The sequence below is a fragment of the Intrasporangium zincisolvens genome (assembly GCF_034724055.1).
In the GTDB taxonomy this organism is placed as follows: domain Bacteria; phylum Actinomycetota; class Actinomycetes; order Actinomycetales; family Dermatophilaceae; genus Monashia; species Monashia zincisolvens.
This window is the reverse complement of the sequence record NZ_JAWIIL010000001.1, coordinates 97111-116126: the sequence shown is the minus strand read 5'-3', so window position 1 is coordinate 116126 and position 19016 is coordinate 97111. Positions and strand designations below refer to the sequence as shown.

General features: G+C 72.6%; 18 protein-coding genes. 7 read left to right on the top strand and 11 right to left on the bottom strand.

What is annotated here, in order from left to right; translation table 11 throughout:
* Positions 1 to 14 precede the first annotated feature (14 nt).
* Positions 15 to 668 carry a winged helix-turn-helix transcriptional regulator gene (locus RY076_RS00540; protein WP_323095367.1) on the bottom strand — a complete coding sequence of 218 codons (654 nt, stop codon included), beginning with the start codon at positions 666 to 668 and terminating at the stop codon, positions 15 to 17.
* A 65-nt stretch (positions 669 to 733) separates the two neighbouring features.
* Here RY076_RS00540 and RY076_RS00535 point away from each other — a divergent pair, with 65 nt between their 5' ends.
* Together RY076_RS00535 and RY076_RS00530 are read left to right on the top strand one after the other, a co-directional pair.
* Positions 734 to 1519 carry an alpha/beta fold hydrolase gene (locus RY076_RS00535; RefSeq protein ID WP_323095366.1) on the top strand — a complete coding sequence of 262 codons (786 nt, stop codon included), beginning with the start codon at positions 734 to 736 and terminating at the stop codon, positions 1517 to 1519.
* Positions 1516 to 2274 (top strand): DUF899 family protein, encoded by a 759-nt coding sequence (locus RY076_RS00530; RefSeq protein ID WP_323095365.1) that lies wholly within the window; start codon positions 1516 to 1518, stop codon positions 2272 to 2274. Before RY076_RS00535 ends, RY076_RS00530 begins: the two co-directional genes overlap by 4 nt.
* A 75-nt stretch (positions 2275 to 2349) precedes the next feature.
* Here the strand turns inward: RY076_RS00530 and RY076_RS00525 are convergent, their stop codons facing one another.
* The 4 genes from RY076_RS00525 to RY076_RS00510 all read right to left on the bottom strand — a co-directional run bounded on the left by RY076_RS00525 (position 2350) and on the right by RY076_RS00510 (position 8405).
* Positions 2350 to 3396 (bottom strand): glucose 1-dehydrogenase, encoded by a 1047-nt coding sequence (locus tag RY076_RS00525; protein ID WP_323095364.1) that lies wholly within the window; start codon positions 3394 to 3396, stop codon positions 2350 to 2352.
* Between the two features lie 69 nt (positions 3397 to 3465).
* Positions 3466 to 3933, bottom strand: a complete 468-nt coding sequence (locus tag RY076_RS00520) for an aromatic ring-opening dioxygenase LigA (RefSeq protein WP_323095363.1) — start codon at positions 3931 to 3933, stop codon at positions 3466 to 3468.
* Positions 3934 to 4069: 136 nt separating this feature from the next.
* Entirely contained in the window at positions 4070 to 5920 is a 1851-nt protein-coding gene (locus RY076_RS00515; RefSeq protein WP_323095362.1) for a glycoside hydrolase family 15 protein, read from the bottom strand.
* A gap of 127 nt (positions 5921 to 6047) precedes the next feature.
* On the bottom strand, positions 6048 to 8405 hold the full coding sequence (locus RY076_RS00510) for an arylsulfatase (protein WP_323095361.1): 2358 nt from the start codon (positions 8403 to 8405) through the stop codon (positions 6048 to 6050).
* Between the two features lie 112 nt (positions 8406 to 8517).
* Here RY076_RS00510 and RY076_RS00505 point away from each other — a divergent pair, with 112 nt between their 5' ends.
* Complete coding sequence (locus tag RY076_RS00505) at positions 8518 to 9438, top strand: formylglycine-generating enzyme family protein (RefSeq protein WP_323095360.1); 921 nt, start codon at positions 8518 to 8520, stop codon at positions 9436 to 9438.
* 14 nt (positions 9439 to 9452) lie between these two features.
* Here the strand turns inward: RY076_RS00505 and RY076_RS00500 are convergent, their stop codons facing one another.
* Complete coding sequence (locus tag RY076_RS00500) at positions 9453 to 10736, bottom strand: cation:proton antiporter (protein ID WP_323095359.1); 1284 nt, start codon at positions 10734 to 10736, stop codon at positions 9453 to 9455.
* Positions 10737 to 10951: 215 nt separating this feature from the next.
* On the opposite strand from RY076_RS00500, the gene RY076_RS00495 reads away from it, so the two are divergent.
* Complete coding sequence (locus RY076_RS00495; protein WP_323095358.1) at positions 10952 to 11824, top strand: alpha/beta fold hydrolase; 873 nt, start codon at positions 10952 to 10954, stop codon at positions 11822 to 11824.
* Positions 11825 to 11851: 27 nt separating this feature from the next.
* On the opposite strand, the gene RY076_RS00490 is transcribed toward RY076_RS00495, so the two are convergent.
* The 3 genes from RY076_RS00490 to RY076_RS00480 all read right to left on the bottom strand — a co-directional run bounded on the left by RY076_RS00490 (position 11852) and on the right by RY076_RS00480 (position 14192).
* Positions 11852 to 12262 carry an MmcQ/YjbR family DNA-binding protein gene (locus tag RY076_RS00490; RefSeq protein WP_323095356.1) on the bottom strand — a complete coding sequence of 137 codons (411 nt, stop codon included), beginning with the start codon at positions 12260 to 12262 and terminating at the stop codon, positions 11852 to 11854.
* Positions 12263 to 12387: 125 nt separating this feature from the next.
* Positions 12388 to 12954 (bottom strand): dihydrofolate reductase family protein, encoded by a 567-nt coding sequence (locus RY076_RS00485; RefSeq protein ID WP_323095354.1) that lies wholly within the window; start codon positions 12952 to 12954, stop codon positions 12388 to 12390.
* 11 nt (positions 12955 to 12965) lie between these two features.
* Positions 12966 to 14192, bottom strand: a complete 1227-nt coding sequence (locus RY076_RS00480; protein WP_323095352.1) for an MFS transporter — start codon at positions 14190 to 14192, stop codon at positions 12966 to 12968.
* Positions 14193 to 14238: 46 nt separating this feature from the next.
* Here RY076_RS00480 and pdxR point away from each other — a divergent pair, with 46 nt between their 5' ends.
* The gene (gene pdxR / locus RY076_RS00475) at positions 14239 to 15642 is read left to right on the top strand and encodes a MocR-like pyridoxine biosynthesis transcription factor PdxR (RefSeq protein ID WP_323095351.1); all 1404 of its coding nucleotides are present in this window, start codon (positions 14239 to 14241) and stop codon (positions 15640 to 15642) included.
* A 31-nt stretch (positions 15643 to 15673) separates the two neighbouring features.
* Here the strand turns inward: pdxR and RY076_RS00470 are convergent, their stop codons facing one another.
* A complete protein-coding gene (locus tag RY076_RS00470; protein WP_323095350.1) occupies positions 15674 to 16147 on the bottom strand; it encodes an ANTAR domain-containing protein in 474 nt (157 codons plus the stop codon).
* Positions 16148 to 16357: 210 nt separating this feature from the next.
* Between RY076_RS00470 and RY076_RS00465 the strand changes: the two genes are divergently transcribed.
* Positions 16358 to 17419, top strand: coding sequence for a hypothetical protein (locus tag RY076_RS00465; protein ID WP_323095349.1), 1062 nt, complete (start codon positions 16358 to 16360; stop codon positions 17417 to 17419).
* A 2-nt stretch (positions 17420 to 17421) separates the two neighbouring features.
* On the opposite strand, the gene RY076_RS00460 is transcribed toward RY076_RS00465, so the two are convergent.
* On the bottom strand, positions 17422 to 18021 hold the full coding sequence (locus RY076_RS00460) for a hypothetical protein (protein WP_323095348.1): 600 nt from the start codon (positions 18019 to 18021) through the stop codon (positions 17422 to 17424).
* A gap of 43 nt (positions 18022 to 18064) precedes the next feature.
* Here RY076_RS00460 and RY076_RS00455 point away from each other — a divergent pair, with 43 nt between their 5' ends.
* Complete coding sequence (locus RY076_RS00455) at positions 18065 to 18970, top strand: hypothetical protein (protein WP_323095347.1); 906 nt, start codon at positions 18065 to 18067, stop codon at positions 18968 to 18970.
* The last annotated feature ends 46 nt before the right edge of the window (positions 18971 to 19016 follow it).

Below are 19016 nucleotides of genomic sequence, written 5' to 3'. Positions count from 1 at the left end.
GCTGAAGGGCTGTGTCAGGCGGCGGGGAAGCAGGCGAGCAGCGCCTCGACCGGCGTCCGCTCTCCTGTGACCTCGGCGTTCCCGTCCACGGAGCGACCGGCGAAGAGGATCTCGGCCCACGTGGACGAGTCGGCCCTCAGCGTCGTGGTCGGGTCGGCCCACGTGCCGCGCTCCGCGTCCAGTCCGGTGTCATCCCACCGGACGCGGTAGGGGTGCTCGACGCCGGAGACGCGGTCGTCGCGTAGGTACAGCTGCACCTCCCCCGGGGCCGGGGCGAGGTCGGGCCTGGCCATCGTGAGCATGGCCTGAACTGCGGCGTCGGGCGTCAGTCCGCCGGCCTCCTCGCGGACCGGGGAGCCCTGCGCCCAGCGGCCGAGCTCGCGCAGGATCGGTCCGAGCTCGGTGGCCCAGGGCGTCAGCGCGTACGCGTGCTGCGAGGCAGGCTCACCCAGTTCGGCCTCGACCAGCCCGGTGGCGGCGAGCTCGCGCAGCCGGCCGCTCAGGACGGCCGGCGTGATGCCGCGCACCGTGGCGAGCAGCTCGTTGAAGCGCTTCGGCCCGAGCATCAGCTCGCGCAGGATCGGGTAGGTCCACCGGCTGCCGATCAGCTCCATGGCGTGGGCTGTCGCGCACGCGTCGCCGAGCTGTGCGTACGTCGCCTTCGGCACCAGACCCCTCCCGTCACGACCAGAACTATGGTAACCATAGCACTATGGAAAACATAGTTGATGGTGTGGTGACGTCGCCCGACGGCACGCGGATCGCCTGGACGCGGCGGGGCGACGGTCCGCCCGTCGTCATGGTCTCCCCGGTCATGGCCTGCCGCGAGCGCTCGCCGCAGCCGGACCTGCCCAGGGCCCTGGCGCAGCGGTACACCGTGCTCACGTACGACCGCCGTGGCACCGGGGAGAGCCTCGAGGAGCCCGGCACGACCTACGCGGTCGAGCGCGAGTTCGACGATCTCGCAGCGGTGCTCGACCTCGCCGGGCCCGACGCGTTGGTCTACGGCTTCTCCTCCGGAGCGACGCTGGCGCTGCTGGGCGCCGCCAACGGACTACCCGTCGCGCGGCTGCTGCTGATGGAGCCGCCCCTCGTCGCCGACCCGGACCTGGCGCCGCTGGCGGAAGCGAGGCGGCGCCTGGCCGCGGATCCCGCCGACGCCCGGAAGTGGTTCGACGAGGAGGTCACGAGGATCCCGGCCGAGATCCGGGCGCAGTTCCCGCCACCGAGCCCGCTCGACCTCGCGAACGCGCCCGCGATGCTCCACGAGCTCGCCTTCCTGCCCGGGACCACCGCGGAGCAGTTCCGCGGCGTGACGGTCCCGACGCTGCTCGTCGCGAGCGACCACACTGCCCCCGTGCTGCTCGAGGCGACGCGGGCACTCGGGGAGGCCCTGCCGCACGCGGTGGTACGGGTGTTGCCCGGCCAGTGGCACGGCGTCCCCGACGCCGTCGTCGTCGCCGAGGTCGACGCCTTCCTCGGCCGAGACCGTGACCTCGAGAAGGAGTCGGCCCGATGAGCTCTCGCCGCCTGCCGGTGCGCCCGATCGAGCCGAAGGCCTACCCCGATGTCGTCGACCGCGACGCCTGGCAGCAGCAGCTGTCCGACCTGCTGGTGCGCGAGAAGGCCCACACGCGCGCCGGCGACGCGCTCGCCGCCGAGCGGCGCCGGCTGCCGATGGTGCGGGTGCCCTCGGACGCGTCGGTCGTGGGCCCCGCCGGCCGCACCCCGATCCTCGACGTCTTCGAGGGCCGACGCCTGCTGCTGGCCTACTTCCACATGTGGCACGACGGGATGCCGTGGCCCCAGCAGTGCGAGGGCTGCACCTTCTGCGCGTCGCAGCTGCAGCGTCCCGAGTACCTCCACGCCCGCGACATCACCGTGGCCGTGTTCTGCGAGGGCGACTACGCCGAGAGCAGCCCGTACGCCGAGTTCCTCCGCTACGCGACGCCCTGGTACTCGGCCCGCGACTCCGCCTCGCTGGTCGCCGGCCGGGAGTTCGGGTTCCATGCCTGCTACGTGCGTGACGACGACGACCAGGTGTTCGAGACGTACTGGACGACCGACCGCGGCACGGAGGCGGGCCTGTGGAGCTACGGACTCATGGACCTGACCGTCTTCGGCCGGCAGGAGGCGTGGGAGGACAGCCCGACAGGGTGGCCCCGGATCCCGGCCGGTCAGCACCAGTGGCGGGTCGAGGGCCGGCCGACCGCGCAGTGGGCCGTCGCCGACGAGCGAGCCGACGCGGCCCCGACCAGCTGTCACCACCACTGAAAGGCGGTGATGAGACGCTGGCATCAAGAACGCGTGCCCCCCTCGATGCCTCAGGTGGCCACGCGAAATGCGCTGTCATGGCTGCGCGAACTCCATGACGACCTTGATGTCGTCGGGCTCGCCGGCGAGCGCCCGGTCGACGTCGGCGGGCTGGACGCGGCGGGTGACGAGCTGCTCGAGCCAGGCCTGGTCAGCTCGAGCCAGCACCCGGGCGGCTCGGTAGTAGTGCCGACGGTTGGCGTTGACCGAGCCGAAGACCACGAGGTTCTTGAGCACCGCGTCCTTGGCGAGCAGTGCGGCCGTCTCGGCCGTGGGGTCCGAAGGAGACCCGATGCCGGTGAGGCACACGATGCCGCCCGGTGCCACGGCGTCGGCAGCCTGGACGATGAGGGGCACGACGCCGGTGCACTCGATGACGATGTCGGGCTGCAGTCCCAGGTCGGCCACCGAACCCACGTGGTAGACGGCGCCCAGCTGCTCGACCAGCCCGGGTTTCGGGCCGGTCGTGACCCGGTCGAGCACATGCACCTCCCTGCCCAGCTGCACGCCGATCAGGGCGGCCAGCAGCCCGATCGGGCCTGCTCCGACGACCAGCACGACCTGGGGATCCCAGAAGGTGCGCTGGCCGATCGAGAGGATGTGCTGCCACGCCTTGGTCACGACCGTGGTCGGTTCGAGGAGCACCCCCAGGGTGCCGAGCCGTCTGTCGACGCGGACCAGGTACTCCGGCTCGCTCCTCCAGCGCTCGGCCATGAAGCCGTGCGCCTGCTTGATGCCGCGTTCGGTGTAGAGCCCGTTGGAGCACATGTCCCATTCGCCGACGGCACAGCTGGGGCAGGGCATCGGGTCGGGACGCCGGACGATGCCCACGACGTGCTCACCGACGGCCAGTCGCGTCGGACCCGGGTCCAGCACCCTGCCCAGGGACTCGTGCCCGAGGATCAGCCGCTCCTCACCCGGTGGGGCCCACCCGTACGCGCCGTTGGCGATCTCCGCATCGGTCCCGCACACGCCCACCGCCAGCGCTTCGACGAGCACGGGCCCGACGTCAGCCGCCGGGTCCGGCACGTCCTCCAGGGCGGCGGACCCCGCTACGCCCGGAATCACCGTCACCGCCTGCATGACCAGCCCCTCTCACCGCGAGACAGCGCGCACCGCGACACCGACTGCTGCGCCTCCAGCTGACTCGGGTCAGACGACGTCGGCGCGTCGGGCAACCCGCCTCAGGGCAAACCCAGTGAGGATGAACCCGACGCCCAGCGCCGCGGCCATGAGCGCCACACCGAAGGCGACGACGGACGTGAAGAGCGAGGCCCGCAGGAACGAGGCGGTCATCACCGTCGAGCGTTTCGGGTCCGTCTGGTCGAGCTCGGCGTAGGTCTTCCCGCCGGACGCCTCCATCGCGTGCTTCTGGATCACCTCCGCCTCGGTGTAGGCCTCCCAGGGGGTGTCCACAGTGGCGCCCGCGAAGCGGGCCGCGTCCTCCGAGACCGTGATCTTCTCGGCGCCGAGCTCGTTCCCGACCGCGACCCAGGTCACCACGCCGGCAACGGCGAGAATCGCGCCGAAGACGATCAGGAGCAGGCCGATGACGGCCACGCCCCGCAGGCCGCGCGTCTCGGTGGCCCCGCCTGCTTGTCGCATCGTGTTCGTCGTCATCCCACAGCCTCCTGGGTTCGGTGCACTGGATGGACCCGTCCGCTGCCGCCGGCACGGCGACGCATCTCAAACTAGGTCTCCCGTCACGGTCGACACATGACTCTTTTGGAATGATCCGAGGCCTGATCGCGTCGTCTCAGGACGGGAATCGTGACCGGGTAGCGCGGTCGAGTGCCCCGTCGAGGGTGATGGCTGCGTCGATGAGGGCCAGGTGGGTGAACGCCTGCGGGAAGTTGCCGATCTGCTCACCGGTCAGCGCGATCTCCTCCGAGTACAGCCCGAGGTGGTTGGCGTAGGTCAGCATCTTCTCGAAGGTCACGAGCGCCTTGTCGAGCTGCCCCGCTCGGGCGAGGGCGTCGACGTAGGCGAAGGTGCACAGCGAGAAGGTGCCTTCCGACCCGCGCAGTCCGTCGGGAGAGGCGGCCGGGTCGTAGCGGTAGACGAGGCTGTCGGTGACGAGCTCGTCGTCCATCGCCGCGAGGGTGGAGGTCCACCGCGGGTCGGTGGGGGCGATGATGCCGGCCGACGACATGCGCAGCAGGGAGGAGTCGAGGACGTCGGTGTCGTAGTGCTGCACGAAGGCCTGCCGCCCTTCGTGCCAGCCCCGGTCCATGACCTGCTCGTAGATCGCGTCACGCTCGGCGCGCCACCGCTCCAGCGGTGCCGGCCGCCCGTTGTCGGCCGCCAGGCGGATGCCGCGGTCGAGGGCGACCCAGCACATGACGCGTCCGTACGTGAAGTTCTGCCGCCCTCCACGCGTCTCCCAGATCCCCTCCTCCGGCTGGTCCCAGTGCTCGGCCAGCCAGTCGAGCAGGTCGCGAATGTGCTGCCAGCCCTCGTGGCTCGCCTCGAGGCCACGCCGGTCGCCGACCCAGATGCTGTCCATCGCCTCGCCGTAGATGTCGAGCTGGAGCTGGTCGGCGGCGCCGTTGCCGATGCGTACCGGGGCGCTGCCGCGATAGCCCTCCCAGTGCTCGAGCACCTCCTCGACGAGGTCGCTGGACCCGTCGACGCGGTACATGATGTTCAGCGGCCCGGCCGTTCCGCCGCGCTGCTCGCGGACCCGGGCTCCGAGCCAGCGCCCGAGGGCCGCGGCCTCCTCGGTGAAGCCCAGCCCCAGCAACGAGTAGACCGAGAACGACGCGTCGCGCACCCACGTGTACCGGTAGTCCCAGTTGCGCTCCCCGCCGATCTGTTCGGGCAGCGCTGCGGTCGGGGCGGCGACGAGGCCGCCGCTGGGCGCGTACGTCATGAGCTTGAGCGTGATGGCCGAGCGGTGCACGATCTCGCGCCAGCGCCCGAAGTAGCTGCACTGCGACAGCCACGAGCGCCAGAACCGGACGGTGTCGTCGAACAGCGTCCACGCCTCCGCCACCCGCAGCGCGCGGGCCGGCCCGACGCCGCCGGACCGCAGGACGAACCCGCGCATCTGGCCGGCGGTCAGGGGCAGCTCGGCCCGCACGTCGCCCTGCGCGTCCACGGTCCCGATGGCGAGGCGCTCGTCGTGCGGTTCCCGCACGAGGTCGACGCACATCGTGGTCCGTGCGCCCCGGAACACCACGCCGTCCTCGCTCAGGTCGGCCTCGTGGGGCTCTCGCCCGTAGTCGAAACGCGGCGCGATCTCGACGGTGAAGGTCATCGACCCACGGACGCATCGCACCATCCGCACGATCCGGTGCTCGGCGGCCTCGGTCTGCCCCGCGACGGGCATGAAGTCGACGACCTCGCCGACTCCGTCCTCGGTGAGGAAACGGGTCACGAGGACCGCGGTGCCGGGAAAGTAGAGCTGCTTGCGGGTGAAGACGTCTGCCTTCGCGGTGACGCTGCACCGGCCGCCGCGCTCGTGGTCGAGCAGCGAGCCGAAGGTGCTCGGTGAGTCGAACCGGGGGGCGCAGAACCAGTCGATGGTGCCGTCGGTGGAGACGAGGGCGGAGGTCTGCAGGTCACCGATGAGGCCGTGGTCGGCGATGAGCGGGTAACCGGACAAGGGGTGCTCCTTCCGCCGGCGAGGCCAGCTCCACGCTCGCCCGGGGGAACCACGGCGGGCATCATCCCGCTGGGGTGATCTGCCCCCTGGCGTCCGTTGCGCGTGGCGCGCCGACGCCACGCGACGCTCACTGCCGCGTCAGGGCGACCTGCATCCGCTGCTCAGCACTGATGAGGTGGTCGGGGTCCTCGGCGTTCTCGTCAAGGTCGATCTGGACCCGGTGGACGCGGCCCGTGAAGATCCCGGTCCTGAGGTCGTAGTCGTCGCTGACCGGTGTCGCACTGTCACTGCCGACGTCCAGGGTCTCGTCCGCGGAGAAGACCAGGGGAACGGTCGCCTCGACCCGACCGCCGCCCGCTGGCCGGCCGTCGACGAACAGCGAGACAGAGCCTCCCTTGCCGAGTCCCCCACCGTCGTAAGCGAACTCGACGCGGAGCTGGTGCTCGCCCACCTGAACGGGCTCCTCGCCGTAGACCTTGAACACCCGCATCCCGAAGAGGTTGTAGCAGTAGGCGAGAGCTCCCTCGTGCAGGTAGACCGACCAGCCGCCGAAAGCCCCGCCTTGCGCGACGACGACTCCCCTGGCGCCTCCGTCGGGGATCGTGACGTCCGCCGTCACGGCGTGTGAACGGTTCTTGATGTTGAGCACGCTGTTCTCGGTGAGCCGGCCCATTCCGCCGTACAGCACCTGGGTCTTGCCCCCGATGAGCGAGGGCCTGCCGGCCATGGCCGGGTCGAACCGCTCGACGCGTCGGTCATCGAGCGGGAAGACGTTGTGCTTGGCGGCTTCGATGAGGAACATCGACTGCAGACGAGCGAGCTGGTCGGGGTCTTCCGACGCCAGGTCGCGGGACTGCGTCCAGTCATCGGGCCCATAGAGTTCCCACTTGTCGTCGGCGAAGGGCGGCAGCTGCTCGACGACCCACGGGGTCGAGTGGCGGGTCACCGCGGTCCACCCCTCGTGGTAGATGCCGCGGTTGCAGAAGATCTCGAAGTACTGCGTGCGGTGCCGGTCCTCGGCCGTCGGCGCATCGAAGCTGTAGCCCATGCTGACGCCCTCGTAGGGCCGCTGCTGGATGCCGTGCACGAAGGTCGGCTCCGGCAGGCCCACGACCTCGAGCACGGTGGGAGCGACGTCGATGACGTGGTGGAACTGGTGGCGCACCTCTCCCTTGGCCTGGATCCCGTTGGGCCAGTGGACGATCGTGCCGTTGCGGGTCCCGCCCCAGTGTGAGGCGACCTGCTTGGTCCACTGGTACGGGGTGTCCATCGCGTGCGCCCAGCCGACCGCGTAGTGGTTGTACGCCGCCGGCGTCCCGAAGTCCTCGATCCGCGAGGCCATGAACTCGGTGGTCTGCAGCGCGTTGGCGCCGTTGAGCACGACGAGCTCGTTGAAGCACCCCTCGGTGGTGCCCTCGGCCGAGGCGCCGTTGTCGCCGGTGATGGCGTAGACGAGGGTGTCGTCGAGCACCCCGAGCTCCTCGAGCGTGTCGATGAGGCGTCCGACGTGGTGGTCGGTGTGCTCGAGGAAGCCTGCGTACACCTCCATCTGGCGGGCCAGGACCGGCTTCAGGTCCTCGGGCATGTCGTCCCAGGCGGGAATCTCCTCCGGCCGGGCGGTGAGGATCGCCTCCGGCGGCACCACGCCGAGCTCCTTCTGCCGGGCCAGGGTCTGCTCGCGCAGCACATCCCATCCTGCGTCGAACTGGCCCCGGTACCGGTCCGACCACTCGACCGGGACGTGGTGCGGTGCGTGGGTGGCGCCGGGCGCGAAGTAGACGAAGAAGGGACGGTCCGGCATGAGCGCCTTCTGCTGGCGCACCCACTCGATGGCGTGGTCGGTCATGTCCTCGGTGAAGTGGTAGCCCTCCTCGGGGCTCCGGTCGGGCTCGACCGGGACGGTGTCGCGGTAGATCGCGGGGGCGTACTGGTTGGTCTCGCCGCCGATGAACCCGTAGAAGTGCTCGAACCCACCACCTCCCGTCGGCCAGTTGTCGAACGGGCCCATCGAGCTGGTCTGCCACACCGGGACCTCGTGGCACTTGCCGAACTGTGCCGTCGAGTAGCCGTTGAGCTTGAGCGTCTCCGCGAGGGGCGCGCAGCTCTTGGGGCGGAGCGAGGAGTAGCCGGGAGCGGAGGTGGCGATCTCGGTGACGCCGCCCATGCCGACCGTGTGGTGGTTCCGACCGGACAGCAACGCAGCTCGCGTGGGCGAGCACAGCGCCGTCGTGTGGAACCGCGTGTACCGCAGCCCTGCCGCCGCGAGCCGGTCGAAGGCCGGCGTGCGGATCGGGCCTCCGAACGTGCTCGGGGCGCCGAAACCACAGTCGTCGATGAGAATCACCAGCACGTTGGGCGCTCCCCGTGGGGGATACACGGGCTCGATCGGCGGAGAGCTCGCGGCCGGATCCCTGGCATCCAGGGCCGGGGCTGACGGCGCGGCAGGGTCCGGGATCGGCAGGGACGTGCGAGGCAGATCGGTCATGGCGGGCTCCTTCCAGCACCGAGGCGCGACCCACGCTGTCCCGGGCCGGCCGCCGCGGCATCACCCGCCGCGGGGGATTGTGGACCGCGGCGGCAGGGGTAGCGTGCGGGGCATGGCGGAGCGCGTCGGGCTCACCGAGCTGGTGGGGGTGCCGGGGGGCCGGTTCGCGATGGGGTCGAACCGGTTCTATCCGGACGAGGGCCCGGTGCACGAGGAGACCGTCGGGGCGCTCGCGGTCGAACGGCATCCGGTGACGAACGCCCAGTTCGCACGGTTCGTCGCCGAGACCGGCCACGTCACCGTGGCCGAACGGCCACTCGACGCCGACCTGTACCCGGACGTGGCGCCCGAGGACCGGCGTCCGGGTGCGCTGGTGTTCCGCCCGACGGCCGGTCCGGTCGACCTCGCCGACTGGCGGCAGTGGTGGACCTGGGTCCCCGGAGCCACCTGGCGTCACCCGTCGGGCGCGGACAGCTCCATCGACGACAAGGGCGACCACCCCGTCGTGCAGGTCGCCTACGCGGACGCCGCCGCCTACGCCGAGTGGGCCGGTCGGCGGCTGCCGACGGAGGCCGAGTGGGAGCACGCTGCAGGCGGGGGCGTCACGAGCACCTACGCGTGGGGCGACGAGGCACGGCCCGGCGGCAGGCTCATGGCCAACACCTGGCAGGGGCGGTTCCCGAACCTCAACGAGGGCGCAGACGGCTGGGTCGGCACGTCACCCGTCGGCACGTTCCCGCCGAACGTCCACGGTCTCGTCGACATGATCGGGAACGTCTGGGAGTGGACCACGACGACGTATGCGGCCCGCCACGTCGTCGCGCACCCGTGCTGCGGGCCGTCGGGCCCCACCGTTACGTCGGTCACGTCGGTCACGTCGGTCACCGACCCGACGGTCCGCATGGCCCTCAAGGGCGGCTCGCACCTGTGCGCTCCGGAGTACTGCCTCCGCTACCGCCCCGCGGCCCGCTCACCGCAGTCGCTCGACACGTCGACGACGCACATCGGCTTCCGCTGCGTCACCGACGCGTGAACCCGCGCCCACGCCTAGCCGCGGTTGCCGGGCGGTGCCACGAAACCGTGGCGGTGCAACGGCTCGACGGCCTCGGCGGACTCGACGGCGGGTCCGGTCCTCCTCGCCCACGACCCGTAGCGCTGCGCCCAGGGCGAGGCCGTGAGACCGTGCGCGACGACGCTGAGCATGACCGTGATGGCGATGACGCCCAGGACCGTGGTGACGACGGGGTCGGCGTCGAGCGACTCGTAGGCGATGAGCGCGAAGATGATCGACGCCAGCCCGCGGGGGCCGAACCACCCGACGAACACGACGGTCTGGGGCCGTAGGCGGGAACCGAGCAGTGAGAGGCCGACCGGGACCATGCGCAGCACCGTGAGGGACAGCACGGCATACGTGAGGTTCTGCCACGTGACGAGCGACGCGAGATGGGATGCCACGACGGCGCCGAAGACCAACCAGACGCCGAAGGCCAGGAAGGTGGAGGTCAGGCCGGTGAAGCCGATCGTGTCGTGCACGTCGGCGACGCTCGTCTGGCTCGCCGCGTACGCCGTGCCGGCCACGAAGGCGGCGATGAAGCCGTTGCCACCCAGACCGTGCGCGCCGTAGTAGCAGAGCACCGGCACGGCGAGCGTCGCGAGGGGGAGCAGGGTCCGCTCCGCCCAGGCGCGGCTGCGGGCCAGCTCCACGAGGCGGCCGGCGAGGTACCCGACCGACACGCCGACCAGGACGCCGACGAGGATCTCCAGCACGGCGGCCATGACGTCGGGTTCCCCTGAGCCGGTGTCGTGCCCGGACCCGGAGGCCGTGGCGATGGCGAAGAGGACCACGGGCGTCGCCAGTCCGTCGTTGAGGCCGCTCTCGACGTTCAGGATGCGGCGCACCCGCGCCGGGACCACCGGATTGAGCACGGTCGCGGCGCCCAGACCGGCATCGGTCGGCGCCAGCGCCGCGGCGACGAGCAGCGCGAGCCACACCCCGATGTCCGGGAACAGGGCCCGCGCCGCCAGGTACCCGGCGCCGATCGTCAGCGGAAGGCCGACGAGCAGCAGCCGGACGGTGAAGGCCGAGTCCGAGCGCAGCTCCCGCGGCTGCAGCTCGGCCGCGTCATGGAACAGCACGAGCACCAGCGTGACCTCGGCCAGCGTCCGGATCGCCGCGCCCTCGACAGCAGGCTCGAACAGGGACAGGCCGGCGAGACATCCACCGGCCACGAGGAAGATCATCGGACCGGTCAGGTCGGCCCTCGCCACCCGTGCCGACAGGCTGACGAAGAGGATCACGAGCAGGGCGAACACGCAGATCGCCGCGGTCATCCCCACCTCCTCGCCCGGGCCACCCCTCCCCCGCGTCCCGTCGCACCGTCCATCCATGCTGGGCGCGGTGCTCGACCTGCGGCTCACCCGACGAGGCTGAACTTGCGGCCCGCACCGGCCCGTCGTGTCACCGAGCGCACAGACAGACGCGTGCCCAGCGGTCATCATCGAAGTGGACGAGCAGAGGTGGTCACGCACTCGTCAGGAGGCCCCCGATGTCAACCACACGCAACCGGCGCAGGTATCGCCCCGCCCACCTGGCCGCGGTCGCCGCCGCAGGGCTGGCCTTCGGCCTCGGGCTCGCCGGCTGCACCGGCGGCACGGCCCCCGTCACCTCGAGCACGACCTCGGCGCGGGAGACGAGCACCGTGGCTCCCGGAGCCACCCCGACCGCGACGCTGGATCCGGAACGCGACGTCGTCGTCGCGGGCCGGCACTTCCGGGCGCGGTGCGGAGGCAGCGGACCCTCGGTCATCCTCGTGGCCGACTACGGGCAGTCGATGGACGAGACGGCGCCCTTCGTGCAGAGCCTGGCCGCGCAGGGTCGGGTGTGCCTCTACGACCGGCTCGGCGTCGGCCGCAGCGACGCGGCGACGCGGGTGCAGACCTTCGCCTCCCTCGCCGACGACCTCGACGGCGTCATCTCCGGGCTGGGGCTCGCGCGTCCCGTCGTGGTGCTCGGTGACACGCTCGGTGCGCCCATCGCTCTCACGTGGGCGAGCCGGCACGAGAAGGACGCCCGCGGGGTGCTGCTCACGATGCCGTCCCCGCCCGGCTTCATGGGTCCTCACGGGGCGCTGTCCCGGCTGCTGCCGCCGAGGGACCCGGGCGACCTCGAGCTGAGCAACCTGTGGGGCGACCTCGACCGCTTCAACGACCCGGCGACCAACCGCGAGAGCCTCGACCCGAGGTCGTGGGACGCCTACCTGCGGCTTCCGCCGACGTCGACGCCGCTCGACGGGGCCTGGCGGCAGGCGCAGAGCCGGGTGCTGAGGCTGTCGTCGTCCTCCGAGCTGGTCACCGTCGCCAGCCAGACGGACTGGCCGATCACGATCCAGCGGACCATCGAGCGCGCGTTGCAGGGCTGATCGGGCGGCCACCCGCGGCGTCGACCGTCACTGGTGCAGCAGGCGCCTCAGCATCTGCGGTGCGCAGAACCGGTAGCTCTCGGTGACCAGCTCGGCGACCTCGCCCCAGTCGGTGTCGTCGTCGAGCACCATGCCGACGACGGTGGGCGACCACGGCGGCCGGTAGAACGGCGGGCCCGCGGCAGCCAGGGCCGACAGCTCGTCGCCGGATGAGCGGAAGGTCAGCACCGTGGTCGGTGCGCTCACGCCGGTCACGTCGCGGTACGCCGACGTGTACCCCTCCTGGGCGACCTGGACGTGGGCGAAGGTCTTGGTGCGGACGCGCCATCGGACGCCGGTCCAGGCGTCCTCCTCGTACGCGTCGGGCAGTGCCAGCGCGGTGGAGGCGATCCGCGCGACGGCCTCGCCCGAGGGCTCGATGCGCGGTGGCCGGGACACGCCCCGGAGTCTGCCAGCGCCCGCCGACAGGCGGTCGCTCGTCCCGGGCGTCCCTGACCAGTGCCGACGCATCGACCGCCCCTCGACGGCCCCCGAACGGCCCCCCAACGGCGCCGCGCTAGGGGTCAGGACGCGTCCCGGTCGCGCACGTGCCGCAGGCCGACGACGCGTCCGTCGAAGGTGCGGGCCTCCGCGAGCCGCAGGTCGCGGCGGCCGTCGACGGCGTGGAACGGCGCGCCACCGCCGAGCAGGACCGGGTGGACGAACACCTGGTACTCGTCGACGAGGTCCGCCTGCTCGAGTGCCGCGACGGTGCGCGAGCCGCCGAACACGTACGCGTCGCCGTCGGCGGCGTCGACCAGCGCGCGCAGTCCGTCCGTCGACGGCAGCACCGTGGAGTTCCAGTCGGCGCTCCCACGGGTCGCGGACAGGACGGCCTTGGGCATCGGTCGCCAGATGCGGGCGTACGCGACCTGGTTGGGCGTGCTGTCCGGCAGGGTGTCCGCGATGGGCCAGAAGGAGGCCATCATGTCGAACACCGTTCTGCCGTAGACGAAGAGGCCGGCCTCGCGCAGCGTGCTGACGAAGTGGGTGTGCAGCTCGTCCCTCACGTCAGCCCAGTCGAACTCGCCGTTGGGGCCGGAGGTGTAGCCGTCGGCGGACGCCTGCATCCAGACGATGATGCGGTTCATGGTGGTGCCTCTCAGGTGGTGAGGGGTGCGGGAACGGGGACGGCGTCGGCCGCGGGGCGGTCGACGACGGTGGGTCGCCCTTCGCGGCGCGCCAGGGCGAGCGCGGGGAGCATGCCGGCCGCGACGACGAGGAAGGCGACGCCGTAGCCGGTCGAGGCCACGAGGGCGCCGACGAGCACTGCGCCCAGCCCCATGCCGAGGTCGTACGCGCCGTTCCAGATGGCGCTGACCGCGGCGTAGGCGTCCTGGGGCGCTCTCGCGTACATGAGGGCCAGCGACGCGTTCTGCAGCACCCCGAAGCCCGCCCCGAAGACGACGGCCCCGGCGACGACGAGCGCGCCCGACCCGGTCGCCGCCAGCGCCGCCATCCCCGCGACCGCGAGCGTGACGCCGGGCACGAGCAGCCGCGCCTGGCCGATGCGGTCGCCGACGCGTCCGGCCCACCAGCGCGCGAGGGTGGAGGTCGTGGGCTGCGCCAGCAGGGCCACCGGGACCACCCAGCCGGAGTGGTCGCCGACGGCGAGCGGCAGGTAGGTGACGAGGACGCCGGCGGCCGACGCCGAGGTGGCGAAGACCGCGGCGGGCCGGGTCAGGCGCGGGTCGCGCAAACCGGCGACCACCCCGGGGCTCCTGCGGGATAGCTCGCGGCCGGGCGAGGCGTCGGGCGACGGTCGCCGCCCGAGCCCGGGCGGCAGGCCGGGGACGCTCACGACCGCGGCCAGCGGCACGAGGGCGGTGAGGACGAAGACGACGGCGTAGCCCCAGTTCGCGGCCGCCCACGCGCCGAAGGGCAGGGCGAGCAGGGAGGGGACACCGCCGACGAGGCCGACGAGGGCGAGGCCCTCACCGCGTCGGTCGGCGGGCAGGAGGGCCGCGGTGAGCGCGCCACCGGACACGACGGTGACGGCGAAACCGACGCCGCGCACGGCGTTGACGGCCAGGGTGGCGCCGACGGAGGCGCCTGCCGGGGTGAGCAGGAGCAGGGCCGGGGTGCCGAGCAGGACCAGCCCGAGGCTCAGCGCCCACCGGTGCCCGACCCGGTCGACGAGGCGGGGCGTCGCCAGCTCGGCCGCGACGGTCGCGCCGAGCAGGGCTCCGTTCGCCAGGCCCGCGGCCGCCACCGCGCCGTGCGCGTCGGCGAACATCGGGATGACCGACAGCGGCAGGTAGAAGCCGACGGCGCAGGCCACGACCGACACGAGGCGCACGGCGAGCTGTCGGGACATCAGGGGGCTCATGTCGACGACGCTACGAGGCACCGGACCGCTGTTACAGTCCAGTTGCATGGCTGTCGAGTGGTCCAGTTCGGCACCGGAGCTGTTGCTGACCATCGACCGCGACGTGTCGGTGCCGTTGCGGTCCCAACTCGAGATGCAGGTGCGCGACGCGATCCGCAACGGCCGCCTCGCCGCGGGCGAGCGCCTCCCGTCCTCGAGGGCCCTCGCCGGCCACCTCGGCATCTCCCGCGGCATCGTGCAGGAGTGCTACGAGCAGCTCGTGGCCGAGGGCTACCTCGTGTCCCGGCCCGGCTCGGCGACCCGCGTCGCCGTCGTGTCGACCATTACGGTCGATCGGCCGGCCCGGCAGACCGCTGTGCCGCCTCCGAGCCTCGTGGCCGACTTCGAGGCGGGCGTGCCCGACCTTCGCCTCGTGCCGCGGCAGGACTGGGCCTGGGCCGTCCGCGAGGCGTGCCGGACCGCCCCGGCGTCGGCCTTCGACTACGGCGACGTGCTCGGCGAGGCCACCCTGCGCGAGGTCCTCGCCGCCTACCTCCGCCGGGTCCGGGCCGCCGACGCGAGCGCCGAGCGGATCATGGTCTGCGCCGGCTACCAGCAGGGCCTCACCGTGGTGCTCCAGACGCTCGCGGCGACCGGCCGCCGGCTCGTCGCCGTCGAGGACCCCGGCTCGGTCGGCACCGTGACGGCCGCGGCCAGGGCCGCCCACGGCGAGTGCGTCCCGGTGCCGGTCGACGACGAGGGCATCGACGTCGAGGCCCTCGACCGCACCGGCGCCCGCGTCGTCGTCGTGACCCCCGCGCACCAGTGGCCCACCGGCGTCGTGCTGACGCCCGGTCGCCGCCACGACCTGCTCGCGTGGGCCCGACGCCTCGACGCCGTCATCGTCGAGGACGAGTACGACTCCGAGTTCCGTTACGACCGTGAGCCGGTCGGGTCGCTGCAAGGCCTCGACCCGCACCGGGTCGTCGCGATCGGCACGGTGAGCAAGTCGCTGGCTCCGGCGCTGCGTCTCGGCTGGGTGATCCTGCCGCCCTGGCTCGTCGACCCGGTGGCCGCGGTCCGGCGCACGGTCGACCGCGGCACCCCCACCCTCGACCAGCTCGCTCTCGCGGTGCTCGTGGAGTCGGGTCGGTACGACCGGCACCTGCGGCGGATGCGGGCCGAGTACGCGAGACGCCGCGAGGCCCTGGTCGCGGCGATCGACGCACACGCGCCGGAGATCCGCCTCACCGGGCTTGCCGCCGGTTTCCACGCCGTGGCGCACCTGCCCGAGGGGTCACCGGAGGAGCGCGTCGTGGCACGCGCCCGAGAGCGCGGCGTCGGCGTCCACGGGATGAGCCGCTACCGGTCGACCGGCGCGACGACCCCGGGACAGCTCGTCATCGGGTTCGGCAACACCGGCACCCGCGCCATCGCCGAGGGCATCGCCACCATCCGCTCCTGGCTCTGAGTTCGTCGACGCCAGAGGCGAGCCCGTCAGGTCAGTGCTCGGGCAAGGAGGTCAGGTCGCCGGCGATGACGATCTCTTCGGCGATGACGCGGAGCTTGCGGTTCTGCGCCTGGCTCGCAACACGCAGCACGCCGAAGGCCTCGACCTCCTTGACCTGACGCAGTGCCATCACGATGCCGACGGCGGCGCCGATGGCGCGCGCCGTCTGGAGCGCCTCGTGGAGGCTACGGTTCTCCCCCTCCAGCAGCAGGCCCTCATTCCGGATCTCCACCAGCAGCTCACGGTCGATGGCCGCGCGGTCCTCGAGGGCCTTGATCCGCTCCCGATCCTCAGCCGCCTGCCCCCGACTCCGGCCGGCCTCGTCCTCGCCCGCATCCAGGCGGCGGTGGGCACGCCCGCTGCTCTCGAGCAGTGTCTCGATGTCCGCACGGGCCAGGGCCAGCTGAGCGCTCATCTCATCGAACCGACGCGTCAGATCCTCGAAGCCGGACGTCTCCGTCCCCATGCAGCCCAGTATCGCGGATTCACCCTGCCGCGCAGCGGCTTTCGGCCTCCGACGGCGGCAGGCATCCGGGTCGGGGACGGTGGCATCGGGCCTCGCCCCACGACCCAGCCCCCGATCTCTCTGGGATCACGGAGGTTCTTCGCCATCCGGGCGCGGGCGCGGCTCCGAACCGCATCGTGACCGAGGGACCCGCGCCGTGAGGAGCACCCGATGGACAGGCTGGTGAAGCGTCTGCTTCGAGCCGTCCTGCTCTGTGCCGCCGCCGTCCTCGGAGGGGTGGCGTTCTCCCTGCTCACCGCCACGTCAGCCGCTGCCGACGAGGGGCACGACGCGCACGGCCTGCTCGCAGGCGTCACCGGATCGGTCACCCACCCGATAGCCGACCGTGTCATCACGCCCGCCGTCCGGCCGGTCACGCCACCCGTCACGGAGCGCGCCACGGAGCGCGCCGCGAGGCCTGTCTCCAAGAGCGTCTCCGAGGCCGTCCCCGAGCCGGTCGTCGAGCGCGCCGTGAGGCCGGTCATCCGCAAGGAGGCGGCGCCCGACGCGGAGACGGTCCGCCCGCTCACCCGCGCCCTGGAGCCGACGCTCGAGGGCATCGCCCCGCCGGCTGGCGAGCCGGTCGCGCCGCGTCTCCTCACGCCCGTGGTCCGGCCCGTGACCGACGCCGTCGCGCACATTGCGCCTGTCGTGCCCGTCGTGCCCGTCGTGGAGGCCGTCGCGCCGGTGGTTCGGGCGGTGACCGACGCCGTCGCGCCCGTCACGGACGCCGTCGAGCCACTGGTCCACCGCGTCGTCGACCTCGCCCTTCCCGGCGTCGGGACGCCCCCCGCCCCGTCCGGCTCGACCACGCCACCGGCCCCCCACACCTCGGGCGACTCCGCCACGCCGGCGCCATCTGGCACCGCCCCCACCCCTGGGGTGCAGCCCGCGACACCCGCCGACGCCGACCTGATGCACGAGGGGCTGCCCGAGACGGGCTCCGGCCCCACCCCGGAACGGTCCGGCGTGACCCGACTGCCCGGCTCGGCGTCCTTGGCCGGCGCGCCCGCGCAGGGCCCGGTGCCGGCCTCCCCGACCCCGTTCCCGGCGCCCACCGGGGGCCCCGCGCCCGCCACGGCGCAGGTCTTGCCGACTCCCGACGGCGACACCACGGCTGCCGCGCCCACCGAGGCCGTGCGCAGCGCGGCGACGCTCGCGGCCCTTCCACGCGACCACCACGTTCGGCTGGCCACCCAGGCCTTCTACCGGCCGGGGGTCTGCCCCGACTGACGTCAGTACTGCTCCCGCCGCACCTCGTCCGAGGCCTGCGGCAGCCAGAACAGACACTGACGAAAGGTCTTTCCCATGCACACGTGGATCAAGCGATCCCTCGGCACGGCCGCGTTGGCCGGCGGCGTCCTGTTCGCCGGCGCGACCATGGCCAGCGCCGACGACGGTTCATCGAGCTCGCAGAACCAGTCCGGGACCTCGTTCTCGAGCCCGGTCCGGATCGGTGGCGTGCACCTCGGCGCCACCACTGAGCGTTCCTCGTCCCAGACGTCGTCGGTCACGCGGACCGACCGTGACGGCCGTTCCTCCTCCGACACCCGCTCCTCGAGCGAGGCGTCCAGGAGCTCGTACGGTCTGTCCACGCGGCCCACCACGATCGACCCGTCGGGCATGCTCCGCTCGAGCAGCTCGAACGCCAACACCACCGACCGTGGTGCCGACCGCGCGAGCGGCCGCTCCTCGAGCAGCTCTGCGGCCTCCGCCTCGGCGCCGGTCCGCGTCGGCGGCGCTGAGCTGACCGGCACGAGCGAGCGGTCCTCCTCGGACGCGCAGCGTTCGAGCCGTACCGACGAGCAGGGCACTCGCACGAGCGAGCGGTCCACGCAGTCCGCCTCGCGGACCGGTGGCACCCTGGGCCTCGGCGATGTGACGGCCGACCCGGCCGGTTCGCTGGCCGACCGACGCGAGTCGGCCTCGGCCCGTGACGCCGGCGGCTCGTCCTCGACGTCGGCCCGGGGCGCGTCGGACACGTCCGGCACGTTCTCGGCTCCGGTGCGCCTCGACGGCGCGACCGCCCGGTTCTCCGACGAGCGCAGCTCGGAGCAGACGCGTCGTGACGCGGTCAGCGACGAGAACGGCGCCCGCTCGGAGACGACGCGTGAGGCGCGCGCCTCCCGCACGACGGGCGGGTTCGACCTCGGGGCGGTCACGGCCGACCCGAGGGGCTCGTTCGGTGACACCCGCGCGGTCTCCGACCGCTCGGACGACACGACGGGCCCTCTCGGCTCGGACCGTGGGTCGGCGAGGAGCAACCGCTCCTCGCTCGGCCTGGCCGCTCCGTTCCGTTCGGAGGGCCTGTCCGGCGCGGTGACGCGTGAGGACGCCGCGGCGTCCGAGCGTGACTCGGCACGTGCGGACGAGAACGGCACGACGCGACGCGTCGAGTCCAGCTCGTCGGCCTCGCGCGAGGCCCTCGGTGGGCGCTCAGGCGCCTTCGGTGGGGCGCCGTCGCTCGGTCTGGTCAACGGCCGTTCGGGCTCGTCGGAGGACGCTTTCGGTGACCGGTTCGCCACCCGTTCGGGTGACGCCCGCGGCGCCTACGCGTTCCCGTTCTTCTCCGACGGTGCCGCGGTCGGCGGCGACCTGGCCTCGGCGGACTCCCGCTCGCTCACCGAGTCGGTCTCCGACGAGAACGGCACGCTGACGCGCACGGAGTCGGACGAGAACGCCAGCCACTCGGCGCCGTCGTACACGTTCGACGGCATCTCCGGTGACCCGGTCGGCGGATCCTCGCTCGACCAGCTGACCCGGCAGGAGTCCTCGCTCCGCTGAGTCGAGCGCACGACAGCGGTGGGCCCGCACCCCGTGCGGGCCCACC